This is a genomic window from Streptomyces sp. NBC_00872, from assembly GCF_045161915.1.
In the GTDB taxonomy this organism is placed as follows: domain Bacteria; phylum Actinomycetota; class Actinomycetes; order Streptomycetales; family Streptomycetaceae; genus Streptomyces.
This window is the reverse complement of sequence record NZ_CP108806.1, coordinates 5,895,372-5,920,965: the sequence shown is the minus strand read 5'-3', so window position 1 is coordinate 5,920,965 and position 25,594 is coordinate 5,895,372. Positions and strand designations below refer to the sequence as shown.

Below are 25,594 nucleotides of genomic sequence, written 5' to 3'. Positions count from 1 at the left end.
CACATTAAAGTTCGTTGCAGAACGAACTGTATTTATGTTTCACTGACCCCGGCAATGAGCGATGCCGACGACGGCCCGCAGGGCCCGCCGGCTCCAGATGTTCCGGATTCCCAGGAGATAACCCTCATGTCCTCCACCACCACCGGCACGGTCCATGTCCGCAACCTCATCGACGGCGTCTGGACCGACTCCGGCACCATCGGCGAATCGCTCGATCCCGCCACCGGCGAGGTGCTGGGCACCTTCGCCGACGGCGGCGCGGACGAGGCGCGGGCCGCCATCGACGCCGCCCGCCGGGCCTTCGGAACCGGCGACTGGTCCCGCGACCGCGATCTGCGCGCCCGGACCCTCTTCGAGATGGCCGACCGCATGGCCGCACGGCAGGACGAGCTGATCGCCCTGCTCTCCCGGGAGAACGGCAAGATCCCCTCCGAGGCCGCCCTGGAGGTCGGTCTGACGATCTCCAAGATCCGCTACTACGGTGCGCTGGCCCTGACCGAGTCCGGCCGGGCGTCCGAGGTCAAACCCGGTCTGTACTCGATGACCCTGCGCCAGCCCGTCGGCGTCGCCGGAGTGATCGCGCCGTGGAACTCACCGGTCATTCTCTCCGTGCGGTCCTTCGCCCCGGCCCTGGCCGCGGGGGCGACGGTCGCGCTGAAACTGCCGGGCCAGACCGCGCTCACCAACAGCCTGCTGTTCGACATCATCGGCGGCGCCCCGTCGCTGCCCCGGGGCGTCTTCAACGCCTTCACCGAGTCCGGCAGCGCGGGAGCCCGGCTGATCGTCGCCGACCCCGGTGTGGACGTCATCAGCTACACCGGCAGTACGCGTGTCGGGCGCGCCATCATGGCCGATGCCTCCGCCTCGCTGAAAGGGATGTCCCTGGAGCTGGGCGGAAAGACCCCGATGATCGTCTTCGACGACGCCGATCTCGACGCCGCCGTTCCGGTACTCACCAAGGCGATCACCACCTTCACCGGCCAGTTCTGCATGACCGGCAGCCGGATCCTGGTCCAGCGGGGAGTCGCCGACGAGCTGCGCACCCGGCTCTCCGCCGCGCTGGAAGCGGTGCGGGTCGGTCCCGGCAGCGATCCCGACAGCGAGATGGGGCCGCTGATCGACCAGGCCAACGCGGACCGGGTGGAGAGAGCGGTCGCGGACGCGGCCGAGTACGCCGAGGTCCTCGTCAGGGGCGGCCGGATCACCGACGGCCCGCTGGCCGCCGGCGCCTTCGTCCGGCCGAGTCTGGTGGAGGTCGAGGAGGTGGACCGGCCCATCGTCCAGCGGGAGGTCTTCGGCCCGGTCGCCACCTTCGAGGTCTTCGACGACGAAGCCGACGCGATCGGCCGGGCCAACGCCACCGAGTTCGGCCTCGCGGCCGGTATCTGGACCCGCGACGTGGACCGGCCGCTGCGGGTCGGCCGCGAACTCGACGCGGGGACGGTGTGGACCAACACCTGGGCCGTCATCGTCGACCAGATGGAGGAGGGCGGCTTCAAGCAGAGCGGCGTCGGACGGCTCAACGGCGAACGCGCCCTGGAGGAGTTCCAGGAGATCAAGCACTTCGTCCACCCCGCCCCCCGCTCAGAGTCCCGGCGGCGCACCGGCGAAGAGGTCACGGCATAGGGCGTTCCCGGATTCCGGGAACGCCCCTTCGCCGCGTTTTCGCCGCCCTTTCGCCGGCCTTTCGCGACAGGTCTCGCCGGCCGCGTCAGCGTGCGACGATCTGCTGGAGTGCCGCGCCCTGGTAGCGGGCACCGGCGTTCCAGAGGATGAAGGAGTTCATCTTGTTGGCCGCCGCGGCCTTGATCTGTTCGGCCACCTGGGCCGGCCCGTAGGTGCTGCCCATCGAGAAGTCCTGGAGCCACGGGACGATCTCGGTCTGGGTGCCCTTCGCCTGGCGGGCGAAGTCGGCGAGCGAGCGCTGCACGATCGCGTACGGGGCGGTGTCGGGGTTGGCGACGCCGTACTCCCCGGGCCCCCAGTGGGACGGGTAGACCATCGGCGCGATGTAGTCGCTGACCTTGACCAGGGCCGCTATGTCCTGGGCGATCTCGGTGGGCCGGGTGGCGGCTATGCCGAAGACCGAGACGCCGAGGTAGGCGGGGTGCGAGCCCATCGCCGTCCGGGTGTCCGCGACGAACGAGGTGATGGACTGCTCGGGAGTGGCGGATCCGATGCCCGGGAACCGCATCTTCGACAGCGCGCCGTCGGGGCGGCGCACATAGTCGTAGAGGATGTCGTCGAAGCCGAGCGAGGCCGCCTCGACCGCGAGGTCCTGGTTGTACTTGCGGACCGTGCGGTCGGCGAAGTTGGTGAAGGCCAGCTTTCCGTAGTGGCCGCCGCCCGCGTAGGGCTCTCCGGCGGGAGTCAGCACGACCTGGTCCTTCTTGCCGGCCTTCCAGGCCGCCGTGGCGAGCTTGGGGTCGCGGAAGGCGACGATACGGCCGATGACCTGGGCCCCGGCTGCGTGGATCTCGGCCACCGCCTTACGGGCGTCGTAGTAGCCCTTGGACGCGCCTATCTGACGGGCCAGCGGCACCTGGGAGGCGTACCCGACCTCGCCGTCCTCGTCCTTGACGTCCAGTTGCACGGCGTTGAGCTTGCCGCTGCGGACCAGGGCCAGGATGTTGCCGCGCAGGGTGTCGTTGCCCCAGCCGATCGCGGTGATGTGCGCGGCCCGGATCATGGGGCGGCGCCCCCGGGTGGACACGGCCTTGGTGGTGGTGTTCCCGGCGCGGTCCACGGCGGTGACCTTCACCACGGATGTGCCCCTGGGCACCGTGATCGTGAAGGCCCCGGACTTGTCGACGCTCACCACCTTGCCGTCGACGCTCACCTTGGCGTCGGTGCCGGCCTTGCCGGCGATGGTCACGGGGCCGGCGTTCTTGACCTCGGGGTCGACCACCTTGAGCGCGGGAGCGGTGGTGTCCACCGTGAAGCCCACGACTTCCCGGTACGAGGCGAAGGGGATACTGCTGTCGCCCTCCACCACCAGGGTGTGCCGGCCCTCGGTCAGACGGGGGAGTGCGAGTTTCAGACGGGGGCCCGCGGCGGTGACGGGGATCGCCGCGCCGTCGAGGGTGGCACGCACATTGTCGCGACCGCCCGCCGCCTCGGTGTCGAGGTAGGCGGTGACCTGTGCGGCCTTGCGCCCGTCGAGGACGGAGCCGTCGGAGAGTCCGTGCACGCCCGGTCCCGACGTGAGGAAGGTCCAGCCCACTCCGGCCAGGGCGAGCGCCCCGGCCGTCGCTATGAGGGCGCGCCGGCGTGCGGGGCTGCGGCGGGGACCGTAGGAGTAGGGGGAGTGCGATATGTGTCTCGGGGCCATCATGACGTCCTTCGTGCCGTGGCCGGGTGGTTCCTCCATTGATTGCCATACAGCGTGCCGTTCCTCCTGTTCTGATCGGATTTCACACGAACGGCCGCATTGGGCCCCGGCGTGGTGACTGCGCCATCCAGGCGACAGTGCGGTACGGGGGCACTCGCCGCCGGTAGGGATGGCGCGACACATTCGCCTTGGAGGTCCCTCATGCGCCACCCGCTCGTCCCGCTCTGCGCCCTGGCGGGCGCCGCCCTGCTCGCCTCGGGCTGTTCCTCGGGGTCGTCATCGGCCGGGGAAGAGGCCGCGCCGGCGGCGGCCAGCCCCGCCGCCGTGAACCCGGCGGAGGTCGGCGCCGACGAGCTCGGCCAGGTGCCGGTGCTGATGTATCACCAGCTCACCGAGAAACCGGCCAGCGTCTACGACCGCACCCCGGCCGATTTCCGGGCCGAGCTGGAGCGCCTCGCCCGGGAGGAGTATGTCCCGGTCACCGCGCGGGACTTCCAGACGGGCCGTATCGACATCCCGGCCGGAATGCACCCGGTGGTCCTCACGTTCGACGACTCGACCAACAGCCAGGTGCGCCTCGACCAGAACGGCACCCCGGCGCGGGACACGGCCATCGCGATCATGGCCGAGACGGCGAAGAAGTACCCCGGGTTCAAGCCGGCGGCGACCTTCTTCGTCAACGCGGACGCCTTCTCGGCGACCGGTTCGGCCAGGGCGCTGACCTGGCTGAAGGAGCACGGGCACGAGGTCGGCAATCACACCGACCGCCACCAGAACCTGCGCTCCCTGGACCAGGCGGGTGCCACGAAGGCCATCTCCGCCGGACAGCAGGCGATCGTGACGGCCGCGCCCGGGACCCGGGTCACCTCACTCGCCCTGCCCTTCGGCGCCATGCCCCAGGAGGCCGGGGTCGCCGCGAAGGGAACGGGCTACCGCTACGACGGGGTGTATCTCGTGGGGGCCAACCCCTCGGTCTCGCCGTACGACAAGGCCTTCACACCGGCCGGGATCCCGCGGATCCGCTCGGCGGGACCCAAGGACGCGGACGCCGAGTTCGGTTCGTCGCGCTGGCTGGACAAGATCGCCGCCGGAAAGAGCTGGTACGTCTCGGACGGGAACCCGAACACGATCGCCTTCCCGACCGCCTCGCAGGACAAGCTGGCACCGGCCTTCGCGAAGCGGGCCCTGCCGTACTAGAAACCGGAGACGGGCACTGACGTACCGACCGCCGCAGGTCCCGGGTGGGGCGGGTCACCGGCGGCGCGCGGACAGGGCAGGGCCCCTCGTGGAAGCGAGGGGCCCTGCCGTCGTACGTGCTCCGGTCCCGCGCCCAGGTCTCAGACCACCGACCGCGAGCCGTCCACCATGGGGCTCACACCGAAGATGTCGACCGCGTGGTAGTACGTCCACGCCAGGGCGTCGCAGGACGCCTTCGTCGCGCCCGAGTACTTCGCGCACACGCGCTTGAGGTCCGCGTAGAAGGCGGAGTCGATCCGCGCCTTGTTCGCGCTGAAGGTGCCGGCCGCCTTGTAGTTGCGGTAGCCGAAGTCATGGCGCACACAGGCGTTCTGGAAGGGGAAGCCGAAGGGGTTGTCCGGCGAGGACGAGCAGTAGTCCGTGGACCAGTCGAAGCCGTAGGAGGACCAGGCGCCCTGGTTGCCCCGGGCCGCGGTGAAGGAGTTGTAGCTGTTCGCGGACTCCTGGGTCCAGCTGCTGAGGACCTGGGGCTTGTCCGCCGGCGCGGCACTGGCCGAGGTGGCCGTGAACAGGGAAGCGGTGAGGGCGAGTACGGCCGAGGCGAGCGGAAGAGCCAGACGTCTGCGCATGACGGAACAACCTCCGGACGGATATGGGGGGAACGCTCCCTGCGCCGGTTGGCATGGAGCGCCGTAAGCGTGAAGGGCACGGCTGTCGCACGGGTCTACGCGCGATGACCGCCGCAGGAATGGTCCCCCAAATCCCGGCGAAGGCAAACCCTTTTCACGTCGAACTGGCCTCTGAACGCTTCCAGTTGACGGTTCCGCCCCCAGTTGCCCGATTCCCGGCCGCCTCTCGCGCCGCCCCTCGCGCCGGGGCGCGTGCCAGGGCGCGATGCGCGTGCCGGGGCGCAATGCCGGGGGGGGCATGCCGGGGGGGGCATGCCGGGGGCGCGTCGGGAGGCAGGCGGGCGCGCGCCGGAGTGACGGAGCGCCGGCACGCGTGCCTCGGGAAGCGCGGACCGCGCGGCGGCGGACCGGACGGTGCCGCGCCCCCCGAGGTACTTACTGTCTCTTACGGCTGATCCCGCCGCTGACTACTGACCACTGACCACCGGCCGCTGACCGGGCGTCAGGAGACGGACGTCAGAACTGGACGTCGGAGCAGGAGTAGAACGCGTTCGACGTGTCGGCGATGGTCCACACCGCCAGGATCACATGACGGCCCGACCTCGACGGCAGGTTGCCCGAGTGCGAGAGCGTCGCGGGCGGCTGCTGGTTGTTGTACGGCACCGTCAGGAACGGCTGGGTGTCCAGGGCCGCGCGCGTGAGCGGCTGGGACGAGTTCCATCCGTTCTTGGTGATGTAGTACTTGAAGTCGGTCGTGGCGTGCCGGGCGGTGAACTGCCAGCGGAAGTTATAGCTCTGGCCACCCGAGACCTTGGTGGTCGGCCAGGCGCCGCCACGCGGGTCGTCGAGCTGCGCGAACTGGCCGAGGCCGCCCGAGCAGAGCTTGCCGTCGGCGGGACCGCCGGCCGGGAAGCCCTTGGGCCCCTCGACACTCTGCGGCTCCCACTGGATGTTGCCGCAGTTGGAAACCGTGCCGTTGGCACACAGCTTCTGACGGCTGATGGGTGAGTCGGTGTAGCCGTGGCTACTTGCGCTGCTGGTGGCGAGCAGGGACACGCCCGCCACGGCGAGGCCAACGACGGCCGCGCCTATCTTCTTTCGCATGCTTCGCTCCAGAGAACGTGGGGAGTTCGGTGAGCCGTACTGCACGCGTGCAGGTGAGAACAGACTGCGGTCTAGACCAAGCACTAGAGTATTAACGGAACTTGACCGTGTCCATAACAAGTACCGGTCAGGTCCAGACCAATTACAGCCTCTCCCCGGCACTCTGACGCCCGGTGTAGAACGCCACGGTGAGGTCCTTCACCAGCACCTTGCGCTCGTAGTCGTCCAGTTCGACCAGTCCGCGCGAGGTCAGACGGCGCACGGTGTCGTCCACCGCGTCCACCACCGAGGTGAGAACGCTGTCCCGGTGCTTGGCGTCGATCGCCGCGATCCTGCTTCGCTGCATCGCGGCCGCGATCTCCGGCGCGTACTCGATCCGCGTCGGCTGCGCGGAGAAGACGTCGACGCCGACGGGCCGGCACTCCGCCGAGAGCATGCGGGTCAGCGCGTCGCCGACGGCCTCCGCGTTACGCAGGGTCGGTGCCTCGTCGTGGAACGCGTCGGCGGGCAGCTGGGAGAGCACCCGCGCCATCGCCGCCTCCACCTGCTCACGCAGATACTCCTCGTGGTCCCCGACACCGAGGGCCGCGCGCACGGTGTCCCTGACCCGCCAGACGACGAGGACGACGACCCGCAGCGCGGTGCCGTTCGAGTCGACCGAGGGCATCGGCTCGCTGCGCCAGTGCCGCAGCCGTACGTCCACCTTGCGGCGCACCAGCAGCGGGCTCACCCAGAGCAGTCCCGTACGGCGCACGCTGCCCCGGTAGTCGCCGAAGAGCGTCAGCACCCAGGCCTGGCCGACCTGGCCACGGCCGAGCCCGCCGAAGGCGAAGACCATGACGGTCCCGCCGAACGCGAGCAGGGCCCACTGTCCGAGCCCGATGCCACGGTCCGGTTTGGGCCGCAGCCCCAGCACCTTCGCCACCGCGTCCGGTACGGCGCCGACCCACCACAGGAGCGCGGCGCACGCGATCAGTGTCAGGAAACCGACGAGCGAGGCGGCCCAGCCGGGGAGTACGGGCCCCGGACGCTCGGCGAGCCGGGGATCGACGGGCGGCGCGGGCCGCAGCGGCGCGGCGGGCACGGCCACGGACGCGGGTGCGGGTACGCGTACGGGCGCGGACGGGGACGGGGACGGGGACGCGGGTTTGGGCGCCGGTGGCGCGGCGGGCACGGGCGGGGGCACCCGCCGTACCCGAGGCTGCTCGCTGGTGCCCCACCGCCGTCTGACCACGGTGGGCGGTCTGGCGCCGGCCGGCTCGTCGCGGAAGAGCAGATGGACGGGGATCTCCTGGGTGGACTCCCCGACGATGAGCGGGCTCCAGCGGGGACCGTCCCCGCCACCGGGGCGCCCCGCCGGCCCCAACCGTCTCCGGGGGACGGGCTCGACGGACGATCCGCCCGCCTCCGCACCGGCAGCACCGGCCGCCTCTGCCGCACCCTTGGCCGTCCCCGACTTCGACGCCGGCCCGGAACCCGGTCCTGAGCCCGGTTCGGTGTCCGGTCCGGTGTCCGGTCCCGTGTCCGTGGACGGCTTCGTTTCGCCGTGTCCGTCGCCCATGCCCACGCCTGTGCCCGTGCTCACGCCCGTGCCCGTGCCCGTGCCCGCACCCGCGTCCCAGGCGCTTCCCATCCGTACGGAACTCCGCGCGGTCTGCGCGATGAGAGGCGCGGTCACCGGACCACCCGCCGGTTCCGGTCCGTCCACGGCGGGGTGCCCGGCCGTCTCCGTCTCCGTCTCCCACGCGGATGACGCGGCGACCGGCTCCGGGGACTTCACCGTCGCGCTCGGCACCCACATCTCGGCGCCGAACACCGAGCGCGCCGAGCGGACCGGGGCTGTCCCGCCGCTCCGGGGCGTCCCGGCCGGAGCCGGGAACGGACCGTCACCCGGCGGCGCCGGTGGCGCGCCCGGCACGGATGTGCCGCTCCCTTCCTGCGCCGGGACATCCGGAACCTCCGGAAAGTCCGGAGCGTCCGGGGAGCGCCCGCCGTCCGCCGGGGGCACGGCGGGCGCCGGGTCCTCGTCGTTCGGGTGCGAGGTCGTCGTCGTCATCCTTGCCTCCGTCATGCGAAGAGTCGCTGCTCATGCGAAGAGTCGCTGCCAGGTCCCCGGGCCGGGGTATCCGTCGGCTTGGGCACCGCGCCAGCCCTGGGCGCGCTGGAACGCCTCGACATTGCGCCGGTCCGCCTCGGTCCAGACCCGTCCCGGGCCCGAGGTGTAGTACCTGCCGAAGCCCTTTCTCACGAGCTGCCTGCCGAGCAGCTCGACATACGTACCGCTGCCGCCGGGCCGGAAGTGCTGGGCACCGGGGTACGCCGGTGCCCGCCCCGGCGTACCGCCACCCCCGCCGGCACCGCCCGGACGGCCACCGCCGCCCGCACCACCGCCGGGACGGCCGCCGCTCTCCCCCGCGCCCGCCGCCGGGATGTCCTTGCCCAGGCCCCTCACCAGATACCGCCAGGTTCCGGCGCCCGGCCGCCCGTCCGCCTCGGCGCCGCGCCAGCCCTGCGCGCGCTGGAACGCCTGGGTGGCCCGACGGTCGGCATCGCCCCACCGGGGACCCGGGCCCCGGGCGTAGAAGCGTCCGCCGCCGCGCTGGACCAGCATCCGGCCGAGCTGTCCGACGTACGCGTTGTTCGCGCCGGGCCCGAACGCCCCCGTGCCCGGATACAGCGCCGACGCCCCCGTCCCCGTCCCCGCGCCCGGACCCTTGGCGTCGGCGCTCCCGGCCAGCCCCCGGTAGCGGTACGGGACATAGCGGCCCGAGTGGCTCCAGTACGCCATCGGGGTGGGCTGGGCACGGGCGTGCGGCTGGGCCTGCTCGTACGCCAGATAGGAGGAGTGCGTGTAGTCGGTCCAGCCGCCGAAGATCGTGACGTGCGAGCCCTTGATCGGGCTGGCGGGATTGTGGAAGAGGAGCATGTCGCCCGGCTGGAGGTCCTCCCGGTCGATCCGCACGCCGTACCGCGCCAGCGTGCCCGTCCACTCGTTCCCCGCGAGGTTCCAGGCCATCGAGACGAAGCCGGAGCAGTCCTGGCGGTAACCGTCCGACCAGAACTTCTCCAGGCTGTACGGGACCCTCGCGGACGACCAGCGCTTGGCGCGGTTGATGATGTCGGCCCGCGTGGAGCCGCGCAGCGCCATCGGGTGCCGGTGCGCCCCGGGGCCCGGCAGCGGTCGCCCGTGGAGCGGGGCACTGCCGCCCTGCGGAGTCGACGGAATCGACCCGGCGGCCACCCGCGCGTCCGCCGCCGCCGAGCGCGCCGCCGCCCTATCCACCACCGCCGTCGCGTCCACCGCATCCACCACCGCCGCCGCGTCCACCGCCGTGTGCCGCGCCGTGCCGGCCGGCTGTCCGGCCGCCCACGCCGTCGCCGTGCCCATCCCCACGCCCGTCCCCGTCGTACCGAGGGCGACTCCCGTCGCCGTCGCCAGGAGCAGTGCCCGCCGGGCGCCGTGCGCGGCCGGATGGCCGCCCGCACGCACCGGCAGACCTCTGGCCAGATCGCGCCGCCGCTCCGCGCATCCGGCACAGGGGCAGTCACGAGCCGGCTCGTACTCCTCGAAGACCGGGACGGTCATGCGTTCCCCTCCACACTCATCAAGATCTTTCCGACGCGATTGACGGGCCAGTGTCTCAACTGTCTGGACAAATCGCATTTTGACGGATCAAGGGGAAGAAAAGACAATCCGACAGGCCGCAACAGTCATCAAATGGTCGGGGCACCTCTCCCGGTCCGGTAGAGTTCTCCAGGTCAGCAGGCGCCGCTAGCTCAGTTGGTTAGAGCAGCTGACTCTTAATCAGCGGGTCCGGGGTTCGAGTCCCTGGCGGCGCACGCACAGCGGAAGCCCTCTCATCGCGCATGAGAGGGCTTCGCTCGTTCCGGCGGCCTCCGATGTTCGGAATCGGTCCGGACCCACTCCGATTCGCTCGGACTCACCCGGACTCACACGGACTCACACGCAGTCGTACGGACTCGTACGGAGTGGTACGAAGTCGCGCCGCGCATGGCGCATGCTCGCCAACACACCGACCGCACCGGCCTATCAAATCGCCCAAACGACCGGCAATCGGCCTTTCTCTCCCTTGCGATCACGACCTCGGTCGGACAACCTATCCTGAACACATTGACTCCAATGGGGCATGCGGTCCGAACAGTTGAATGGACGCGGCGCAGGGGAATGCCCCCATGGACGGGTGCAACCGGATGGCCACCGTTCTCTGTCCTTGATGACGGGGCAGCAGTTGACGCGTCCGGTCCGGTGGTCGAGGGGGACCATTCCGGGCGGAACGTTCGATACCAATCACGCGGCAACCGCGCGTGCGGGGGGAATGACTCATGACGTCGACGCCGGACGGCGCACGCCGGGACAACGACGTTTCCCGGACCACTCAGCTTCGGATTCCCTCACACCTCGGAAGCGGTGGCCGGCGCCCCAGGCCCAGGAAGACCGCGCTCCCCAAGTACGACTACGAGCACTACAGCCGGCTGGCCGGGCCTCTCACCCAGCCCGACCCCGCCAAGCCGTACACCGTCCAGTACCGCTCCCTGCTCTCGCAGGAGCCGCACCGTATCCGGGCCGCCCTGCTGCTCGGCGCGGCGCCGCTGCTCTCGCTCGGGCTCTTCGCCTGGCTGATGCAGCCTCAGCACTGGACCGAACGCGATCCGAACCTCAAGAACGACACGCTTCTCATCCTCGACATCGTGATGCTCGTCTCGATCGGACTGATCGAGCTGTTCCGTACGATGAATGTCCTCTCGAACGCGCACGCGACGCTGGTCGCGCGCGATCCGGTACCCGTCGTACCCGAGAGCGGCACCCGCGTGGCCTTCCTCACCTCCTTCGTCCCGGGCAAGGAGCCCCTGGAGATGGTGACGAGGACACTGGAGGCGGCGGTCAGGATCCGGCACCGCGGGCTGATGCATGTCTGGCTCCTCGACGAGGGCGACGACCCGGCCGTCAAGGAGGTCTGCGCCCGCCTCGGGGTGCACCACTTCTCCCGCAAGGGCATCGCGAAGTGGAACCAGCCCAAGGGCGCCCATCGCGCGAAGACGAAGCACGGCAACTACAACGCGTGGCTCGACGCGCACGGCGACGCCTACGACTTCTTCGCCTCCGTCGACACCGACCATGTCCCGATGCCCAACTATCTGGAGCGGATGCTCGGTTACTTCCGCGACCCGGACGTCGGCTTTGTGATCGGCCCGCAGGTCTACGGCAATTACGACACGTTCGTCACCAAGGCCGCCGAATCGCAGCAGTTCCTCTTCCACGCCCTGATCCAGCGCGCGGGCAACCGCTACGGCGCGCCCATGTTCGTCGGTACGAGCAACGCCGTGCGGATCAGCGCGCTCAAGCAGATCGGCGGGCTGTACGACTCGATCACCGAGGACATGGCGACGGGCTTCGAGATGCACCGCGCCAGGAATCCCCGGTCCGGCAACAAGTGGCGCTCGGTCTACACCCCGGACGTGCTGGCCGTCGGCGAGGGCCCGACCGCGTGGACCGACTTCTTCACCCAGCAGCTCCGCTGGTCGCGCGGTACGTACGAGACGATCCTCAAGCAGTACTGGCGCGGCTACGGCACGCTGCCGCCCGGCAAGCTCTTCAACTACACCATGATGATCATCTTCTATCCGATGTCGGCCCTCAACTGGATCCTGGCGGCGCTGAGCTGTGCGCTGTTCCTGGGCATGGGGGCCTCGGGTGTGCAGATAGACCCGGCCATCTGGATGATGCTGTACGGCAATGCCTCGGCCCTCCAGATCGGGCTCTACATCTGGAACCGCCGCCACAACGTCTCGCCGCACGAGCCCGAGGGCTCCGGCGGACTGGCCGGCATGGTGATGTCCGCCCTCTCCGCGCCGATCTACGCGCGCTCACTGATGGACGCCGTGCTGCGCCGCAAGAGCACCTTCGTCGTGACGCCCAAGGGCGACTCGTCCAGCCCGGACACGCTCTTCGGCACCTTCCGTATCCATCTCTTCTTCATCCTGGTCTTCGGCGGATCGCTGGGCTCCTCCTTCTACTTCGGGCACGATCATCCGGCGATGATCACCTGGGCGTCACTGGCCCTGCTGATCACGGCGGCGCCGATCCTCGCGTGGCGCTGGGGGATGCGCCAGGAGCGGAAGAGGAAGCGGCGGGGCGCGCACCGCGGCGAGGACACGTCCGGTGGCACGGCGCCGGACGGACCCGGTGGCGCGGCGCCGTTCGTACCGCGGCAGCAGACCGCCCCGGCCGCTCCGGCCGACCACGCCGCCCCGGCCGCCCACGCCGTGCCGGCCGTACCGCCCGCGGCCACCGATCAGACCGTACAGATTTCCCTTGGGGGACATAAGAAATGAGCGCCGTTCCCGTCCGGCAGAATCACCGCAGAAACCGCGCCCGTCGTATAGCGATAGGCGCCGCGGTGGTCGTCGTGGTGGCCGGGATGAATGGACCGGCGCTCTACCGGTTCGGCTCGGAGAAGTACCACGAGTACAAGATCAACCGGCCCGAGTACAAGGCCGAGAACGGGCACTGGGACTTTCTCGACATCCCGGCCGAGTTCAAGATAAATTCCATTCACGCCTCCCTGCTGCACACCGGAAAGGTGCTGCTGATAGCGGGCTCGGGCAACAACCAGAAGAACTTCGACGCGGGCAAGTTCGAGTCGATCCTCTGGGACCCGAAGTCCGGCGGGTACAAGATGATCCCGACCCCCAAGGACATGTTCTGTTCCGGGCACACCCAACTGCCGGACGGGAACCTGCTGGTGGCGGGCGGCACCAAGCGGTACGAGAAGCTCAAGGGCGATGTCACCAAGGCCGGCGGCCTGATGATCGTCCACAACGAGGACCCGGACAAGCCGATCACCCTGCCCGCGGGCACGATGTTCACCGGCAAGGAGAACGGCAAGACCTTCGTCTCCAAGGATCCCGTCCTGGTCGAGAAGGCGAAGAAGGTCTTCGATCCGCAGACGGGCGCTTTCCTGCGGACGGAGGCGGGCCTCGGCCGTATCTATGTCGAGGCGCGCCAGTCCGGCAAGAAATTCGAGACCGGCACCGAGGACAACTACCGGGTGCAGGGCATGAAGGGCTCCGACGCCCGCAATGTCTACGGTATCGCGCAGAAGCTCGCGCTCGACAAGAAGGACTTCCAGGGCATCAAGGAAGCCTATGAGTTCGATCCGCTCGCCGAGAAGTACATCACCGTCGACCCGATGAACGAGGCCCGCTGGTATCCGACGCTGACCACGCTCAGGGACGGCAAGGTGCTGGCACTCTCCGGTCTGGACGAGATCGGCCAGATCGTCCCCGGCAAGGACGAGATCTACGACCCGAAGACCAGGTCGTGGGAGTACACCGGGATCATCAGGAAGTTCCCCACCTATCCGGCGATCTTCCTGATGGACAACGGCAAGCTCTTCTACAGCGGTTCGAACGCCGGTTACGGACCGGCCGATGTCGGCCGTGATCCCGGTGTCTGGGATCTGGCGACGAACAAGTTCGTGAAGATCCCGGGGCTGAGCGATCCCGACCGGATGGAGACCTCGGCGACGGTCATGCTGCCGCCCGCCCAGGACCAGAAGTTCATGGTGATCGGCGGAGGCGGGGTCGGCGAGTCCGAGAAGTCCAGCGAGAAGTCCCGGCTGGTCGACCTCAAGGACCCGGAGCCCCGGTTCAAGGACGGGCCGGCGCTGGAGAAGGGCACGCGCTATCCGAGCGCCTCGCTGATGCCCGACGACTCCGTACTGATCACCGGCGGCTCCGAGGACTACCGGGGTCGCGGCGGCTCCGACATCCTCCAGGCGCGGATGTACGACCCGGAGTCGGCCACGTACAAGCGGGTCGCGGATCCGGCGGTGGGGCGCAACTACCACTCGGGCTCGGTCCTGCTGCCCGACGGCCGGGTCCTGATCTTCGGCTCGGACCCGCTCTACGCCGACCAGGCCAACACCAAGCCGGGCGTCTTCGAGCAGCGGATCGAGATCTACACGCCGCCGTATCTCTTCCGCGACGCGCGGCCCGCGCTCTCGGGCGGGCCGAAGAGCGTCGAGCGCGGGGCGACGGCGGAGTTCAGGACGGCGGACCCGGGGTCGATCAGGACCGCGAAGCTGATGCGGCCCAGCGCGGTCACCCATGTCACCGATGTCGAACAGCGCTCGGTGGCGCTGGATCTGAAGAAGACCGCGGACGGTATCGAGGTCACGGTCCCGAAGAACGACGCGCTGGTCCCGTCGGGCTGGTACATGCTCTTCGTCACGGACGAGAAGGGCACACCGTCCGAGGGCGTGTGGGTGGAGATCCCCTAGGTCCTGTCCGGGGGCTGCCGACCGGCGGCGGTCGGGGGGCAGCGGCCGGGGGGCAGCGGCCGGGGGTCCCAACGGCGGCGGTTCTCCGTCCCCGCCGCCGTCGAACCGCCGTGCGGGCCGCGCTACTTCGTATTGCGCGCCAGATCCAGGGCGTACCCCGGATACCAGTCGCCCGCCTTGGGCCCGCCCTTGCAGTCGCCGTCCGACTCCCCGGGGCGCTTCACCCAGAGATACGCCTTGACCAGCGGATCGCCGGTATCGGTCGTCGGTGCCTCGCCGAGGGCGCGGCCAGGGGGGTTGCACCAGTTCTCGCCGGGGTCGCCCCCGGTGTACGGGCCGTTGCCGTTGCGGCTGGTGTCGATCACGAACGGCTTGCCGCCGACCTTCTCCGAGAGCCGCTTGCCGAAGTCCGCGCTCGTCGCGGTCGGATAGAAGTTGGAGACGTTCACCGAGAAACCGTCCGCGTCGCCGATGCCCGCCCACTGGAGCGGTTCGAAGAGCGCGTCGGGCGACTGCCAGCCCGCGTTGCCCGCGTCGAGATAGACCGAGGTGGCCGGCTGCTCCTTGAGCCGCTTGATCGCGCCCTTGAGCAGGTCGTACCGCTCCTCGTGGAACTGGTCGGGAGTACAGCCGTCTACCAGGTGCAGTACGGCGTCGGGCTCCAGGATCACCGTGGCGCGGCGGTCGCCGATGCCCTTGGCGACCTGATCGACCCACGCGCGGTACGCGTCGCCGTCCGAGGCCCCGCCCTTGGAGAACTGGCCGCAGTCGCGGTGCGGAATGTTGTAGAGGACCAGCAGCGCGTCCCGGTCGGCCTTCGCGGCCGCTTCGGTGAAGCCCCTGGCCTGGGCCTCCGGGGTGTCGGGGCCGATCCACTCGGCGACCGGCTGCTCGGCGATCTTCCTTATCAGGGCGGCGCTCCGGGTGTCGCCCTCGCCGGTGTACGCGGCGACCTGACGGGCCGCCGTGCCGTCGGGGTTGACCCAGTACGGGGCCTGCGCCTTGGGCCGCTGGCCTATCGGCGACACCTTCGTACCGCCGTCACCGTCACCGTCCCCGCCCCCGTTCCCGCCGCCGTCGGAGGAACAGCTCGCGAGCAGCAGTACCGCACCCGCCGACACACCCACCGCTCCGGCCCTCAGCACCGCACGGACGCGCGCACCGCGACCGGAATAACTGCCGTACATCCACTCCCCCTTGATGCACTGTGCTGACGCACCGCGTCCGGGACCGCCCTCCCCGGCGCGCCCGGACCCTGCCTGCCCGCCCGCCCGCCCGGCCGGTTGAGACGGGCCGTCACCAATCCTGGCATACGGCCACCGGCCGTCAGGCGGATCGTTCCGCTTCGTGGGCGAGCTGTGACGGGTCCGGGTCCCGGGGGGCGTTGCGCTGCCGCCGCGCGCTTCTCAAGGCGACGGCGACCGCCGCCACACCCGCCAGGACCAGTCCGACCACCGCGTGCGGGGTGCCGGGCCCGGCGGAGTCGGCCGGCTCGGGCGGTTCGGCGGGTCTCGGAGGTCCCAGGGGTCCCAGGGTCCCCAGAGGTCCGGCGGATCCCGCGGATCCCGCGGGCCCGTTGGAGCCGGTCCATCCGGCGGATCCGGCGGATCGCGCCTCCTCCCGCCCGGACCCCGCCGTACCGCCGGGGGCGACGGCCGACGGGGTGAGGGTGCCCCGTACGGAGTCATCGGCCTGGACCAGGGACTCATGAGCCCGCGTGACGGAGTCATGGGCCCGGATCACGGTGAGACCGAGGACCGGCGCGGCCACCAGCACGGCGGCGGCCACCCACATGGCACGGAGACGGGGCAACCCTGAACGCATCGTGAACCTCCTGATACTCAGAGACTCACCGGTGCGACGGCCTTCCGCATCCGCAGCGCGCGACCGGACGGGATCCAGATCCTGTCCGCCGCGCCCCTCGCTGATGTGCTCAAAACGCTGATGTGCTCAGATGCGGATGTGCTCAGATGCGGTCCACAAGATCGGCGATCGAGTCGACGACCGTGGAGGGGCGGAAGGGATAGCGGTCGATATCGGCGTGAGTCGTCACCCCGGTCAGCACCAGGAACGTCTCCACCCCCGCCTCCAGACCGGCCAGCACATCGGTGTCCATCCGGTCGCCGATCATCGCGCTGGTCTCGGAGTGCGCGCCGATCGCGTTGAGCCCGGTGCGCATCATCAGCGGGTTCGGCTTGCCCGCGAAGTACGGGTCCTTGCCGGTGGCCTTGGTGATCAGCGCGGCGACCGCGCCCGTCGCGGGCAGCGGGCCCTCGGTCGAGGGGCCTGTCTCGTCGGGGTTGGTGCAGATGAACCGCGCTCCGCCGTTGATCAGCCGGATCGCCCTGGTCAGCGCCTCGAAGCTGTAGGTACGGGTCTCACCGAGCACCACGTAGTCCGGCTCGTGGTCGGTGAGGATATAGCCGATGTCGTGCAGCGCGGTGGTCAGTCCCGCCTCGCCGATGACATAGGCCGTGCCGTCGGGGCGCTGCGCCTCCAGGAACTTGGCGGTGGCGAGGGCCGAGGTCCATATGTTGTCGACGGGTACGTCGAGTCCCATCCGGGCCAGCCGTGCCTGGAGATCGCGCGGTGTGTAGATGGAGTTGTTGGTGAGGACGAGGAAGGGCTTGCCCGACTCTCTCAGTCGCTTGATGAACTCGGCGGCGCCAGGGATCGGAACCCCTTCGTGAATGAGCACACCGTCCATGTCCGTGAGCCACGACTCGATCGGCTTGCGCTCTGCCACTGGACTGTTCTCCGCTCTGCGGTGGGCAATACTCCATATGATCCGACCCGCCCAGCCTAACGAGGGCTTCGCACGGACGGTACAAGCGTCCAGTGCCTGATCGGAGGGCCACCGGGCGGAGCCCCGGAGAGATCCTGCGGGATCCTGCGGGATCCCGTTGGGGGGACATGGGCGCGGGTGGCACGGAGTATCGGGGCGTCCGTCAACTCCCCATGCGGCGGGGGCGGTTCGGTGAGCGCTCGGGAGCGCGACTGAATGTCGTGACGCGGGCCCCCAGGCCCCGTGGGGCTTCAGGGCTGATCGTTGCCGTTCGTACGGTCCGTACCGTCCGTGCGATCCGTGCGATCCATGCGGTCCGTACCGTCCGTGCTGACGCCGCGATCGGTACGGAGTCGCCCGATGCCCAGGGCGAGGACGGCTCCGGCCGTGAGCAGGGCGGCGAAGGCGGCGGTACGGCCGAGGAGATCGCTGTCGGAGCCGGTACGGGCGAACTGCCGCGATCCGGGCAGCCGGTCGCCGGGGTCGGGATGCCCGGCGGTGGGCGCGGGCGTACGCGGGACGGTACGGCCGTGATCGCCCGCCCCGGGGCCGCCACCGTCTCCGCCGCCCAGGCCGTCTCCGTGTCCGGCACCCTGTCCGGCACGGTCGCCACCCGCGCCGCCCCGGCGACCGCCGCTGTCGCCGTCACCGCCGCCCGCCCGGAGGGAGAGCCGATAGGCGTTGGACTCCCCGACCCAGTCGCCGTCGCTGCCCCGCCGCTGGACGGTCGCGGCCGTGACGATGATCTTGTTCGGTTCCGTGCCCGCGGCGAACGCGAGCCGCGCGCGGACGCTGACCGTACGGCCGGCCGCTACGACGAGGCCCGGCGAGCCGTCGTCGAGGACGCCGATGATCTCGTCCCGCTCGGTCTTCTCCAGCGGCAGCGTCCGCCAGCGCCCCTCGCCGTCGGTGATCTCCAGGGTGAGCTGGGAGACGTCGAGCGCCCGGTGCCGGTCGACGAGGACGAGGACGGGATGGATGTCCCGGCATGTCTGGCCGGTGGTGTTGGTGAGATCGAGTGACCATGTGCCCGCGTCACCGCCGGGCCGGTAGTCGTCGGGTCCGCCGTGGATATGGGTCCTGATCGGGAACTCGGGGTCGGAGACCTTGCCGCATCTCGGCTCGCGCCTGTTCGTGGGGAGCTTCGTGGGGAGCGAGGAGGTCTCGGCGGGCGTCGGCGTCATGGCCCGTGTGGTGGTGGGCGTGCCCCTGGGCGGGGTGCAGGCCACCGCCGTCGGCGCGATGGTCATGGCGGCGACGGCCAGAACGGTCGCGGCGGCTCCGGCGGCTGCGGTGACTCCGGTGGCGGGGGCGTGACGCAGTCGCATGGGTGACGTGGCCTTTGCTGATCGCGAGGCGGTCGGGCGGGTCGGGCGGGCCGGGCAGGCCGGCGGACGGTCGAGGTGGAGGTCGGCGGTTCGGGGTTCGGGGTTCGGGGTTCGCGGCCCACGCGATCGGCTGTCGGCTGTCGGCTGTCGGCTGTCGGCTGTCGGCTGTCGGGCGCGCTTATCCGGTCGGCCCGGCCGCCGCCATCAGAACCTCCGACGCTGCCACGCGCCCTCCGCCCGTCCGGGGTGCCACGGCCCCGGACGGCCGGAAAATCACACAAACCACTCCATCAGCCCAGTTCCGACGCCCGCCGGTGTCCGAAGACCGGTGCGAGGACGAGCTGCGCCGCCCCCTCGGCGACCGGATACGGGCCGCCGTCGGCCGCCAGGACCGGAACGACCGCGCCCCGGGCGCGTTCGGCCACGACGGCCCCCACGCCCCGGACGAAACACTCCTCGTGCGCGGTGATCGTCCGGCCGCCGAGCAGGACGCGGTCGATGTCCAGCAGTCCGACGAGGTTCGCCGCCCCGGCACCGAGCACCCGCGCCGCCTCGGCCGGTTCGCCACGGGCGACGGCGGCGAGACAGAGCGCCTCCACGCAGCCGCGGTTGCCGCAGTCGCACGGAGGGCCGTCGAGCTGGATGACCTGATGGCCGAACTCCCCCGCGCCGGTACGGGCACCCCGGTGCAGCGCGCCGCCGAGCACGAGCCCGGCGCCCAGGCCCGTACCGAGATGGAGATACGCGAAGGAGTCCCCCGAGCCACGCAGCGCGAGGCCGAGCGCGGCGGCGTTGGTGTCCTTGTCGAGCACGACGGGGAGCTGGAGCCGGGCGGCGAGCGCGTCGCGCAGCGGAAACCCCTCCCACTGCGGAAAGCCGGTGACGCGTCCCGGCACCCCGGTGCGGTGGTCGAGCGGTCCCGGCATGGCGACCCCGACCCCGAGCACATCCCGGGCTCCCGGCGGACCGTCGGCCCGGCCACCCGAAACGCCGACCGCCGGCGCGTCGGACTCCCGTACACGCGGTCCCCTGTCCGGCCACGCGCCACTCCAGGCACGGCCGGCCCCGTCATCCGGCCGCGCGTCACGTCGCACGTCGTAGCGCGCGCCCGCCCGCGCGGATTCGCTTCGCGCGGATTCGCCACGTACGGAATCGGACCGTACAGATTCACCCCGTACGGAATCGGACCGCACGGAATCGGACCGTACGGACTCCGGCCGCACGGGCCGGGCGGCTCGTGCGGGATCCGGCCGTACCGACTCGGCTCGTACGGACCCGGCCCGCAGCGCTTCCGCGCGCACCGCGTCCACCTGTACCGCCGCCGCCTCGACCACCCGCTCCGCCCCCGCGCCGAGGTCGAAGGGGACCGTCCGTACGGCGACCAGCGCCCCGGACAGATCCATCAGGACCGCCGTCAGCTCGTCGCGGTCGAGATGCAGCCCGACCGCGTACGCGGCGGTCGGCACCAGCCGCAGCACGGTCCTCGGTTTACCGCCCGTGGAGGCGCGACGGCCCGCCTCCGTCGCCATGCCCTCCGTGCGCAGCCTGGCCGTGATCTTGCTGACCGCCTGCGGGGTGAGTCCGGTGCGCTCGGCGAGTTCCAGTCTGCTGATTCCGCCGTCACCCGCCGCGCGCAGCAGGTCGAGCACCAGCGCGGCGTTGTAGCTGCGCAGCGTCGGCAGATTGGCCCCCGCACCCGCACCCGCACCCGCACCCGCACCCGTTCCGGCGCCCTTTCCGGCGCCCTTTCCGGTGGCCTTTCCGGCACCGTTTCCCGCACCCGTTCCGGCGCCTGTCCCCGCGCTCCTTCCGGCGCCCGTTCCGGCGCCCGCGCCCGCCCCGCTCCCGGCCACTCCCCCGACATCCCCGTTTCTTCTCTCCACGTCCGCCATTGTCCCCCGTGGTTGCACTTTGGCAACGCCGTTGCTTAAGTGGTGCCATGACCTTGACTGGCGCCCGCACCGGCCCCCCTCTGCGTGTCGGACTCGTGGGCTACGGCCTCGCGGGCTCCGTCTTCCACGCCCCGCTGATCACCGCCACGGACGGGCTCGTCCTCGACACCGTCGTCACCGCGAACCCGGAGCGCCGGGAGCAGGCGCGCACCGAATTCCCGGGGATACGGTTCGCGGCGTCGCCGGACGAGCTGTGGGAGCGCGCCGACGCGCTCGACCTGATCGTCATCGCCTCCCCCAACAAGACACACGTCCCGCTCGCGACAGCCGCGCTCAAGGCCGGACTGCCCGTCGTCGTGGACAAGCCCGTCGCGGGCACCGCCGCCGAGGCACGCGAACTGGCCGCGCTCGCCGAGAAGCGCGGGCTGCTGCTCTCCGTCTTCCAGAACCGCCGCTGGGACAACGACTTCCTCACCCTCGCCCGGCTCATCGACACCGGCCGGCTCGGTGACGTACAGCGCTTCGAATCCCGTTTCGAGCGGTGGCGTCCCCAGCTCAAGGGCGGCTGGCGCGAGTCGGGCGCCGCCGAGGAGATCGGCGGGCTGCTCTACGACCTCGGCAGCCATGTCGTGGACCAGGCGCTGGTCCTGTTCGGTCCGGCGGAACGGGTGTACGCGGAGGCGGACGTACGCCGTGCCGGCGCCGCGGCCGACGACGACACCTTCATCGCGATCACCCACACCACCGGTGTCCGCTCCCATCTGTACGTCAGCGCCACCGCCGCCCAGCTCGGCCCCCGCTTCCGGGTGCTCGGCTCGACGGCCGGCTATGTGAAGTACGGACTCGACCCGCAGGAGGCCGACCTGCGTGACGGCAGACGGCCGGGCGCCGACACGAGCTGGGGTGTGGAGCCCGAGTCGCTGTGGGGGCGGATCGGGGCGGGCGAGTCACCGCTGACAGGTGGCGGCTACCCGGTGGAGACCGAGCCCGGCGACTATCCGGCCTACTACGCGGGCATCGCCACCGCACTGCGCAAGGGCATCGCGCCCCCGGTGACGGCGTACGAGGCCGCGTCGACGCTCGACGTACTGGAGGCGGCACGCCGCTCGGCCCGCGAGGGCACCACCATCACCCTGGAGACCGAGTCATGAGCACCCCCGTACCCGACCCCGCACCCGGGCCGGACCCCGTGCCCGAGCCGGCCCCCTCGCCCACGGTCGCCGAACTCGAAGCGCAGGAAGCCCGGCTGATCCTGCGTCACTTCACCCACGACGACGCCTGGGCCCTGGGCACCCTGCTGGTCGAGCTGGCGCGCGAGCGGAACGCGCCGGTGGCGATCGACATCCGCCGGGGCGCACAGCAGCTCTTCCACTTCGCGCTCCCCGGCTCGTCGGCGGACAACGACGCCTGGATCGACCGCAAGCGCCGGGTCGTGGAACGGTACGGCGCCAGCTCGTTCCTCGTCGGCACCCGCTTCCGCGCCAAGGGCAGCACGTTCGAGGAGGCCTCGCGTCTCGACCCGGATCTCTACGCGGCCCACGGCGGCTCGTTCCCCCTCGCGGTCGAGGGCGCGGGCATCGTCGGTACGGTCACGGTCTCGGGCCTGCCGCAGGCCGAGGACCACGCGATGGTGGTGGAGGCCCTGGAGCGGCTGCGCGGCTGATCCCGTATCCGGGGCGGTCGCGGTGGCACACCGCCCCGCCCCGCCCCGCCCCGCCCCGCCCCGCCCCGGACTCCTCCGCCCCGGACTCCTCCCGCTCGTCGGACAGGGCCTCCCGACGAAGGCGCTACGCGTCCTTCAGCTCCTGGCGCTGAGCGCCCAGTCCCTCGATCTCCAGCTCCACCACATCGCCCGCCCGCAGATACGGCTTCGGCTCCGGCTTGCCCAGCGCCACCCCCGCCGGCGTCCCCGTGTTGATGACATCGCCCGGATACAGCGTCATGAACTGGCTGACGTACCGGACGAGTTCGCCCACTCCGAAGATCTGGTCGGCGGTCGTCCCGTTCTGCTGGAGTTTCCCGTTCACCTTGAGCCTGAGCGGCAGCGCCTGCGGGTCCGGCACCTCGTCCGCCGTCACCAGCCAGGGTCCCAGCGGGTTGAACGTCTCGCAGTTCTTGCCCTTGTCCCACGTGCCGCCGCGCTCCATCTGGAACTCGCGCTCGGAGACATCGTGCGAGACCGCGTACCCGCCCACATGCGCGAGGCCCTCCTCCGCCGAGTCCAGATAGCGGGCGGTCCGTCCGACGACGACCGCGAGCTCGACCTCCCAGTCGGTCTTGCTGCTGCCCCGGGGCACCAGGACGGTGTCATCAGGTCCGACCACTGTGTCCGGCGCCTTGAAGAAGATGATCGGCTCGCTCGGCAGCTCCACACCCGTCTCGGCCGCGTGATCGTGGTAGTTCAGCCCTATACACACGATTTTTCCGATCCGGCCGAGCGGGGGCCCTATCCGTACGCCGTCACCGTCGAGCACGGGCAGCTCGCCCGAGGCGGCGGCCGACCTGATCCGGTCGAGCGCGGCCTCGTCGGCGAGCAGAGCCCCGTCGATGTCCGTGACCAGCGCGGACAGATCCCTGAGGGTCGTCCCGTCCTCATCGAGCAGCGCCGGGCGCTCCGCCCCCGCCGTACCGACACGCAGCAGCTTCATCCTCTTGTCTCCCTCTGGTCGAGCATTGCCAAGCCGATGGGCATGGCCATCGCGGGATTGGCTGATCCTCCAAGACATCGGATCACTCCGCAAGGCCCAGTTCACACCCTGGACCTCCCGAGCCGCCCCCCGCCGCTCCCGTCACCACCCCCACCAGGACCATCCCCACCCTCACGCGTCCTACGCGGCGGTGGCGGGCACTCGCCTCGAAGCGGCCGAACGCTTACGGTCCGCCGCGCTGCGGTAGGGCGGCCGCAGCGCGGCGGTTACGGCGCGGCGGTTACGGCTGGCACCTCGGCCCGGCGGTTACACCGCGCCACCGCGGCCCGGCGGCTACGGCACGGCGGCTACCGCGCGGTGGCCGGCACCACCCCCGCCACCGGCATGCCCCGGTAGTAGAGGAAGTACCGCTCGACCGCCGTCCAGGTCGTACTGGTCACCACGTACAGCGCCGCCGCCAGCGGCACCACACCGACGGTGAAGAGTGTCGCGAAGGAGAGCAGCGGCATCATCTTCGTCATCGCGCCCATGCCGGGGACCTGCTGTCCGTCGGGCCCGGCCGGCATCGCGGGCGCGTTCGCGAGCTGGATCCGCATCTGCCGGAAGTTGAAGGTGGCGACCCCGGCGATGATCGCGAAGAGCGCCAGATACACGAGCCCCGCTCCCCCGAACAGCCCGCCGTGCGCGAGGGCGTCGGTCCAGCGGTCACCGAGGGGCGCGGCGAAGAGGGAGTGGCCGAGCAGTTCGTTGCGCTCGCCGCCGATCGTCCGGTTGGAGAAGAGGTGGTACATCAGGAAGAACGCCGGCATCTGCGCCAGGCTCGGCAGACAGCCGGAGAGCGGCGAGACCTTCTCCTTGGCGTGCAGTTCCATGAGCGCCTTCTGCATGCGCTCGGGGTTCTTGCCGTGCTTCTTGCGCAGTGCGGCGATCTGCGGGGCGAGTTTGGTACGGGCCTTCTGACCACGGGCGGACGCGCGGGAGAGGGGGTGGACCGCGAGCCGTACGCAGGCGGTGAACAGGACGATCGCCGCGGCGGCGGCCCCCGTGTGGAAGAGCGGCTGGAGCAGATCGGCCAGACCTGTGACCAGGCCGGCGAAAACGGACATGAAAGCGGACATGGTGAGCCCTCCGTGGGGTCTCGTCGTGCCGGTGCCGGTGGGAAGCGGACGGCCGCGATACGCGCGCGCTGATACGTGCCGACACGCGTGCGATGCGACTGGTCCGCCGGTCCGCCATGAGGCGGCGATTCGGCGTGACGACCCGCGTGGAGGTGTGTGTGGGGGAGCGGGGGCGAGCGGGGGCTTCGTTCCGCAGGGAGCTGCAAGCCCCCGTTGTCCCTGCTGCCCCTCATGACTCCTGTATTACCCCTGCGCCTGTTACCCCTGCGCCCACGCGGCCGTCGCCGGGCGGCGGCCGGGTGCTCGGGGACGGGTACGGCCCGAGGCGTCGGGATCCCGTTGGGGCAGGAAGGCGGTGCGTTGCTCGCGGTCGCGGATGGCCGTTCGTACCCGGTGGTGCGGGTGGGCCGGCACGGAGCGCGCGCTGATGACGGCGCAGACGGCGAGGGCGGAGCCCACGGCGGCGGTGGCGGCGAGCGCGACGGCGGCGGAGAGGCTGCCGGCGTCGATGAGCAGGACCTCGGTGAGCAGGAAGAGCAGAAGCCCGGCGGGGCGCAGCAGCCGAAGCGCGCTGCGGACCATGGCCTGCCCCTCTCGTCCCGTCGTCCTCGTCCGATCGCTCGTGCGGCCGGTGCGACGTGCCCGTACCGCTCGTACCGCTGACGCGGCTCGTACCGCTGACGCGGCTCGTCCGGCTCGTACGACAAATGCCGCTTCAGCCGTTATACACGATCGACCTCAAGGGGCTGAAGGAGTCGGCGGGGCCGGAGCAGGGCCCGGCTCACCGGATCGTCGGGCTCCGGATCCAGTCCCTCGCCCGGCAGCAGCTCCACGTCCTGGGGCGGCACGCCCATACCGCAGGCCGGGCATTCGCCGTACGAGCCCAGCTCCGTACCGCAGTCGGAGTGCGTGAACACGCGCAGCTGCTTCGTACCCGCCACATGTGCGGTGCCCCACATGCCGAGCGACCGCACGATCGGCCAGAGGTCGATCCCGCTGTCGGTGAGGAGGTACTCGTCACGCGGCGGGGAGTCCTGATAGCGCCGCTTCTCCAGGACACCGGCGCGCTCAAGGGTCTGGAGGCGGGTGGCGAGTACGGCGCGGGGCAGGCCGAGATGGACGAGGAAGTCGTTGTAGCGGCGGATGCCGTAGAAGGCGTCGCGCACGACGAGGAGCGTCCAGCGCTCGCCGAGGACTTCCAGCGCGCGGGCGATCGAGCACTGCTGCGTCACGTAGTCCTTGCCCAGAGCCATGGAAGC

At 70.8% G+C, this 25,594-nt stretch carries 20 protein-coding genes and 1 tRNA gene; 7 read left to right on the top strand and 14 right to left on the bottom strand.

The window, feature by feature from the left end; all coding sequences use genetic code 11:
• The first annotated feature begins 126 nt into the window (after positions 1 to 126).
• Positions 127 to 1,626, top strand: a complete 1,500-nt coding sequence (locus OG214_RS25455) for an aldehyde dehydrogenase family protein (RefSeq protein WP_405986060.1) — start codon at positions 127 to 129, stop codon at positions 1,624 to 1,626.
• Between the two features lie 85 nt (positions 1,627 to 1,711).
• Here OG214_RS25455 and OG214_RS25450 read toward each other — a convergent pair whose 3' ends face one another.
• On the bottom strand, positions 1,712 to 3,334 hold the full coding sequence (locus OG214_RS25450; RefSeq protein ID WP_405986059.1) for a putative glycoside hydrolase: 1,623 nt from the start codon (positions 3,332 to 3,334) through the stop codon (positions 1,712 to 1,714).
• 198 nt (positions 3,335 to 3,532) lie between these two features.
• On the opposite strand from OG214_RS25450, the gene OG214_RS25445 reads away from it, so the two are divergent.
• The gene (locus OG214_RS25445) at positions 3,533 to 4,528 is read left to right on the top strand and encodes a polysaccharide deacetylase family protein (protein ID WP_363079185.1); all 996 of its coding nucleotides are present in this window, start codon (positions 3,533 to 3,535) and stop codon (positions 4,526 to 4,528) included.
• 140 nt (positions 4,529 to 4,668) lie between these two features.
• On the opposite strand, the gene OG214_RS25440 is transcribed toward OG214_RS25445, so the two are convergent.
• The 4 genes from OG214_RS25440 to OG214_RS25425 form a co-directional block, all read right to left on the bottom strand.
• A complete protein-coding gene (locus OG214_RS25440; protein WP_405986058.1) occupies positions 4,669 to 5,157 on the bottom strand; it encodes a phospholipase in 489 nt (162 codons plus the stop codon).
• A 516-nt stretch (positions 5,158 to 5,673) separates the two neighbouring features.
• Positions 5,674 to 6,261: a lytic polysaccharide monooxygenase gene (locus OG214_RS25435; RefSeq protein WP_363079183.1), complete on the bottom strand. Its 588-nt coding sequence runs from the start codon at positions 6,259 to 6,261 to the stop codon at positions 5,674 to 5,676.
• A gap of 142 nt (positions 6,262 to 6,403) precedes the next feature.
• A complete protein-coding gene (locus OG214_RS25430; protein ID WP_405986057.1) occupies positions 6,404 to 8,317 on the bottom strand; it encodes an SPFH domain-containing protein in 1,914 nt (637 codons plus the stop codon).
• Between the two features lie 30 nt (positions 8,318 to 8,347).
• Positions 8,348 to 9,847, bottom strand: coding sequence for a peptidoglycan-binding protein (locus OG214_RS25425; RefSeq protein WP_405986056.1), 1,500 nt, complete (start codon positions 9,845 to 9,847; stop codon positions 8,348 to 8,350).
• 180 nt (positions 9,848 to 10,027) lie between these two features.
• On the opposite strand from OG214_RS25425, the gene OG214_RS25420 reads away from it, so the two are divergent.
• The 3 genes from OG214_RS25420 (at position 10,028) to OG214_RS25410 (ending at position 14,564) form a co-directional block, all read left to right on the top strand.
• Positions 10,028 to 10,101 (top strand) — tRNA-Lys (locus tag OG214_RS25420).
• A gap of 504 nt (positions 10,102 to 10,605) precedes the next feature.
• Positions 10,606 to 12,615, top strand: a complete 2,010-nt coding sequence (locus OG214_RS25415; RefSeq protein WP_405986055.1) for a glycosyltransferase family 2 protein — start codon at positions 10,606 to 10,608, stop codon at positions 12,613 to 12,615.
• The gene (locus OG214_RS25410) at positions 12,612 to 14,564 is read left to right on the top strand and encodes a galactose oxidase-like domain-containing protein (protein ID WP_405986054.1); all 1,953 of its coding nucleotides are present in this window, start codon (positions 12,612 to 12,614) and stop codon (positions 14,562 to 14,564) included. Before OG214_RS25415 ends, OG214_RS25410 begins: the two co-directional genes overlap by 4 nt.
• Positions 14,565 to 14,686: 122 nt before the next feature.
• On the opposite strand, the gene OG214_RS25405 is transcribed toward OG214_RS25410, so the two are convergent.
• The 5 genes from OG214_RS25405 to OG214_RS25385 form a co-directional block, all read right to left on the bottom strand.
• Positions 14,687 to 15,751, bottom strand: a complete 1,065-nt coding sequence (locus OG214_RS25405) for a glycoside hydrolase family 6 protein (RefSeq protein ID WP_405986053.1) — start codon at positions 15,749 to 15,751, stop codon at positions 14,687 to 14,689.
• 139 nt (positions 15,752 to 15,890) lie between these two features.
• On the bottom strand, positions 15,891 to 16,388 hold the full coding sequence (locus tag OG214_RS25400; protein WP_405986052.1) for a hypothetical protein: 498 nt from the start codon (positions 16,386 to 16,388) through the stop codon (positions 15,891 to 15,893).
• A gap of 142 nt (positions 16,389 to 16,530) precedes the next feature.
• Entirely contained in the window at positions 16,531 to 17,310 is a 780-nt protein-coding gene (locus OG214_RS25395; protein WP_363079175.1) for an HAD-IIA family hydrolase, read from the bottom strand.
• Positions 17,311 to 17,600: 290 nt separating this feature from the next.
• Positions 17,601 to 18,677: a hypothetical protein gene (locus OG214_RS25390; protein ID WP_405986051.1), complete on the bottom strand. Its 1,077-nt coding sequence runs from the start codon at positions 18,675 to 18,677 to the stop codon at positions 17,601 to 17,603.
• A gap of 290 nt (positions 18,678 to 18,967) precedes the next feature.
• Positions 18,968 to 20,359 carry an ROK family protein gene (locus tag OG214_RS25385; protein ID WP_405987615.1) on the bottom strand — a complete coding sequence of 464 codons (1,392 nt, stop codon included), beginning with the start codon at positions 20,357 to 20,359 and terminating at the stop codon, positions 18,968 to 18,970.
• 257 nt (positions 20,360 to 20,616) lie between these two features.
• Between OG214_RS25385 and OG214_RS25380 the strand changes: the two genes are divergently transcribed.
• Both OG214_RS25380 and OG214_RS25375 read left to right on the top strand, forming a co-directional pair.
• Positions 20,617 to 21,720, top strand: coding sequence for a Gfo/Idh/MocA family oxidoreductase (locus tag OG214_RS25380; RefSeq protein WP_405986050.1), 1,104 nt, complete (start codon positions 20,617 to 20,619; stop codon positions 21,718 to 21,720).
• Positions 21,717 to 22,232 (top strand): heme-degrading domain-containing protein, encoded by a 516-nt coding sequence (locus OG214_RS25375; protein ID WP_405986049.1) that lies wholly within the window; start codon positions 21,717 to 21,719, stop codon positions 22,230 to 22,232. Before OG214_RS25380 ends, OG214_RS25375 begins: the two co-directional genes overlap by 4 nt.
• A 124-nt stretch (positions 22,233 to 22,356) precedes the next feature.
• Here OG214_RS25375 and OG214_RS25370 read toward each other — a convergent pair whose 3' ends face one another.
• The 4 genes from OG214_RS25370 to OG214_RS25355 form a co-directional block, all read right to left on the bottom strand.
• Positions 22,357 to 23,217, bottom strand: coding sequence for a fumarylacetoacetate hydrolase family protein (locus OG214_RS25370; protein WP_363079170.1), 861 nt, complete (start codon positions 23,215 to 23,217; stop codon positions 22,357 to 22,359).
• 347 nt (positions 23,218 to 23,564) lie between these two features.
• Positions 23,565 to 24,335: a YidC/Oxa1 family membrane protein insertase gene (locus OG214_RS25365; RefSeq protein WP_405986048.1), complete on the bottom strand. Its 771-nt coding sequence runs from the start codon at positions 24,333 to 24,335 to the stop codon at positions 23,565 to 23,567.
• A 258-nt stretch (positions 24,336 to 24,593) separates the two neighbouring features.
• Complete coding sequence (locus tag OG214_RS25360; RefSeq protein ID WP_363079168.1) at positions 24,594 to 24,917, bottom strand: DUF6412 domain-containing protein; 324 nt, start codon at positions 24,915 to 24,917, stop codon at positions 24,594 to 24,596.
• A gap of 140 nt (positions 24,918 to 25,057) precedes the next feature.
• Positions 25,058 to 25,588: a winged helix-turn-helix transcriptional regulator gene (locus OG214_RS25355; RefSeq protein ID WP_405986047.1), complete on the bottom strand. Its 531-nt coding sequence runs from the start codon at positions 25,586 to 25,588 to the stop codon at positions 25,058 to 25,060.
• Positions 25,589 to 25,594: the final 6 nt, after the last annotated feature.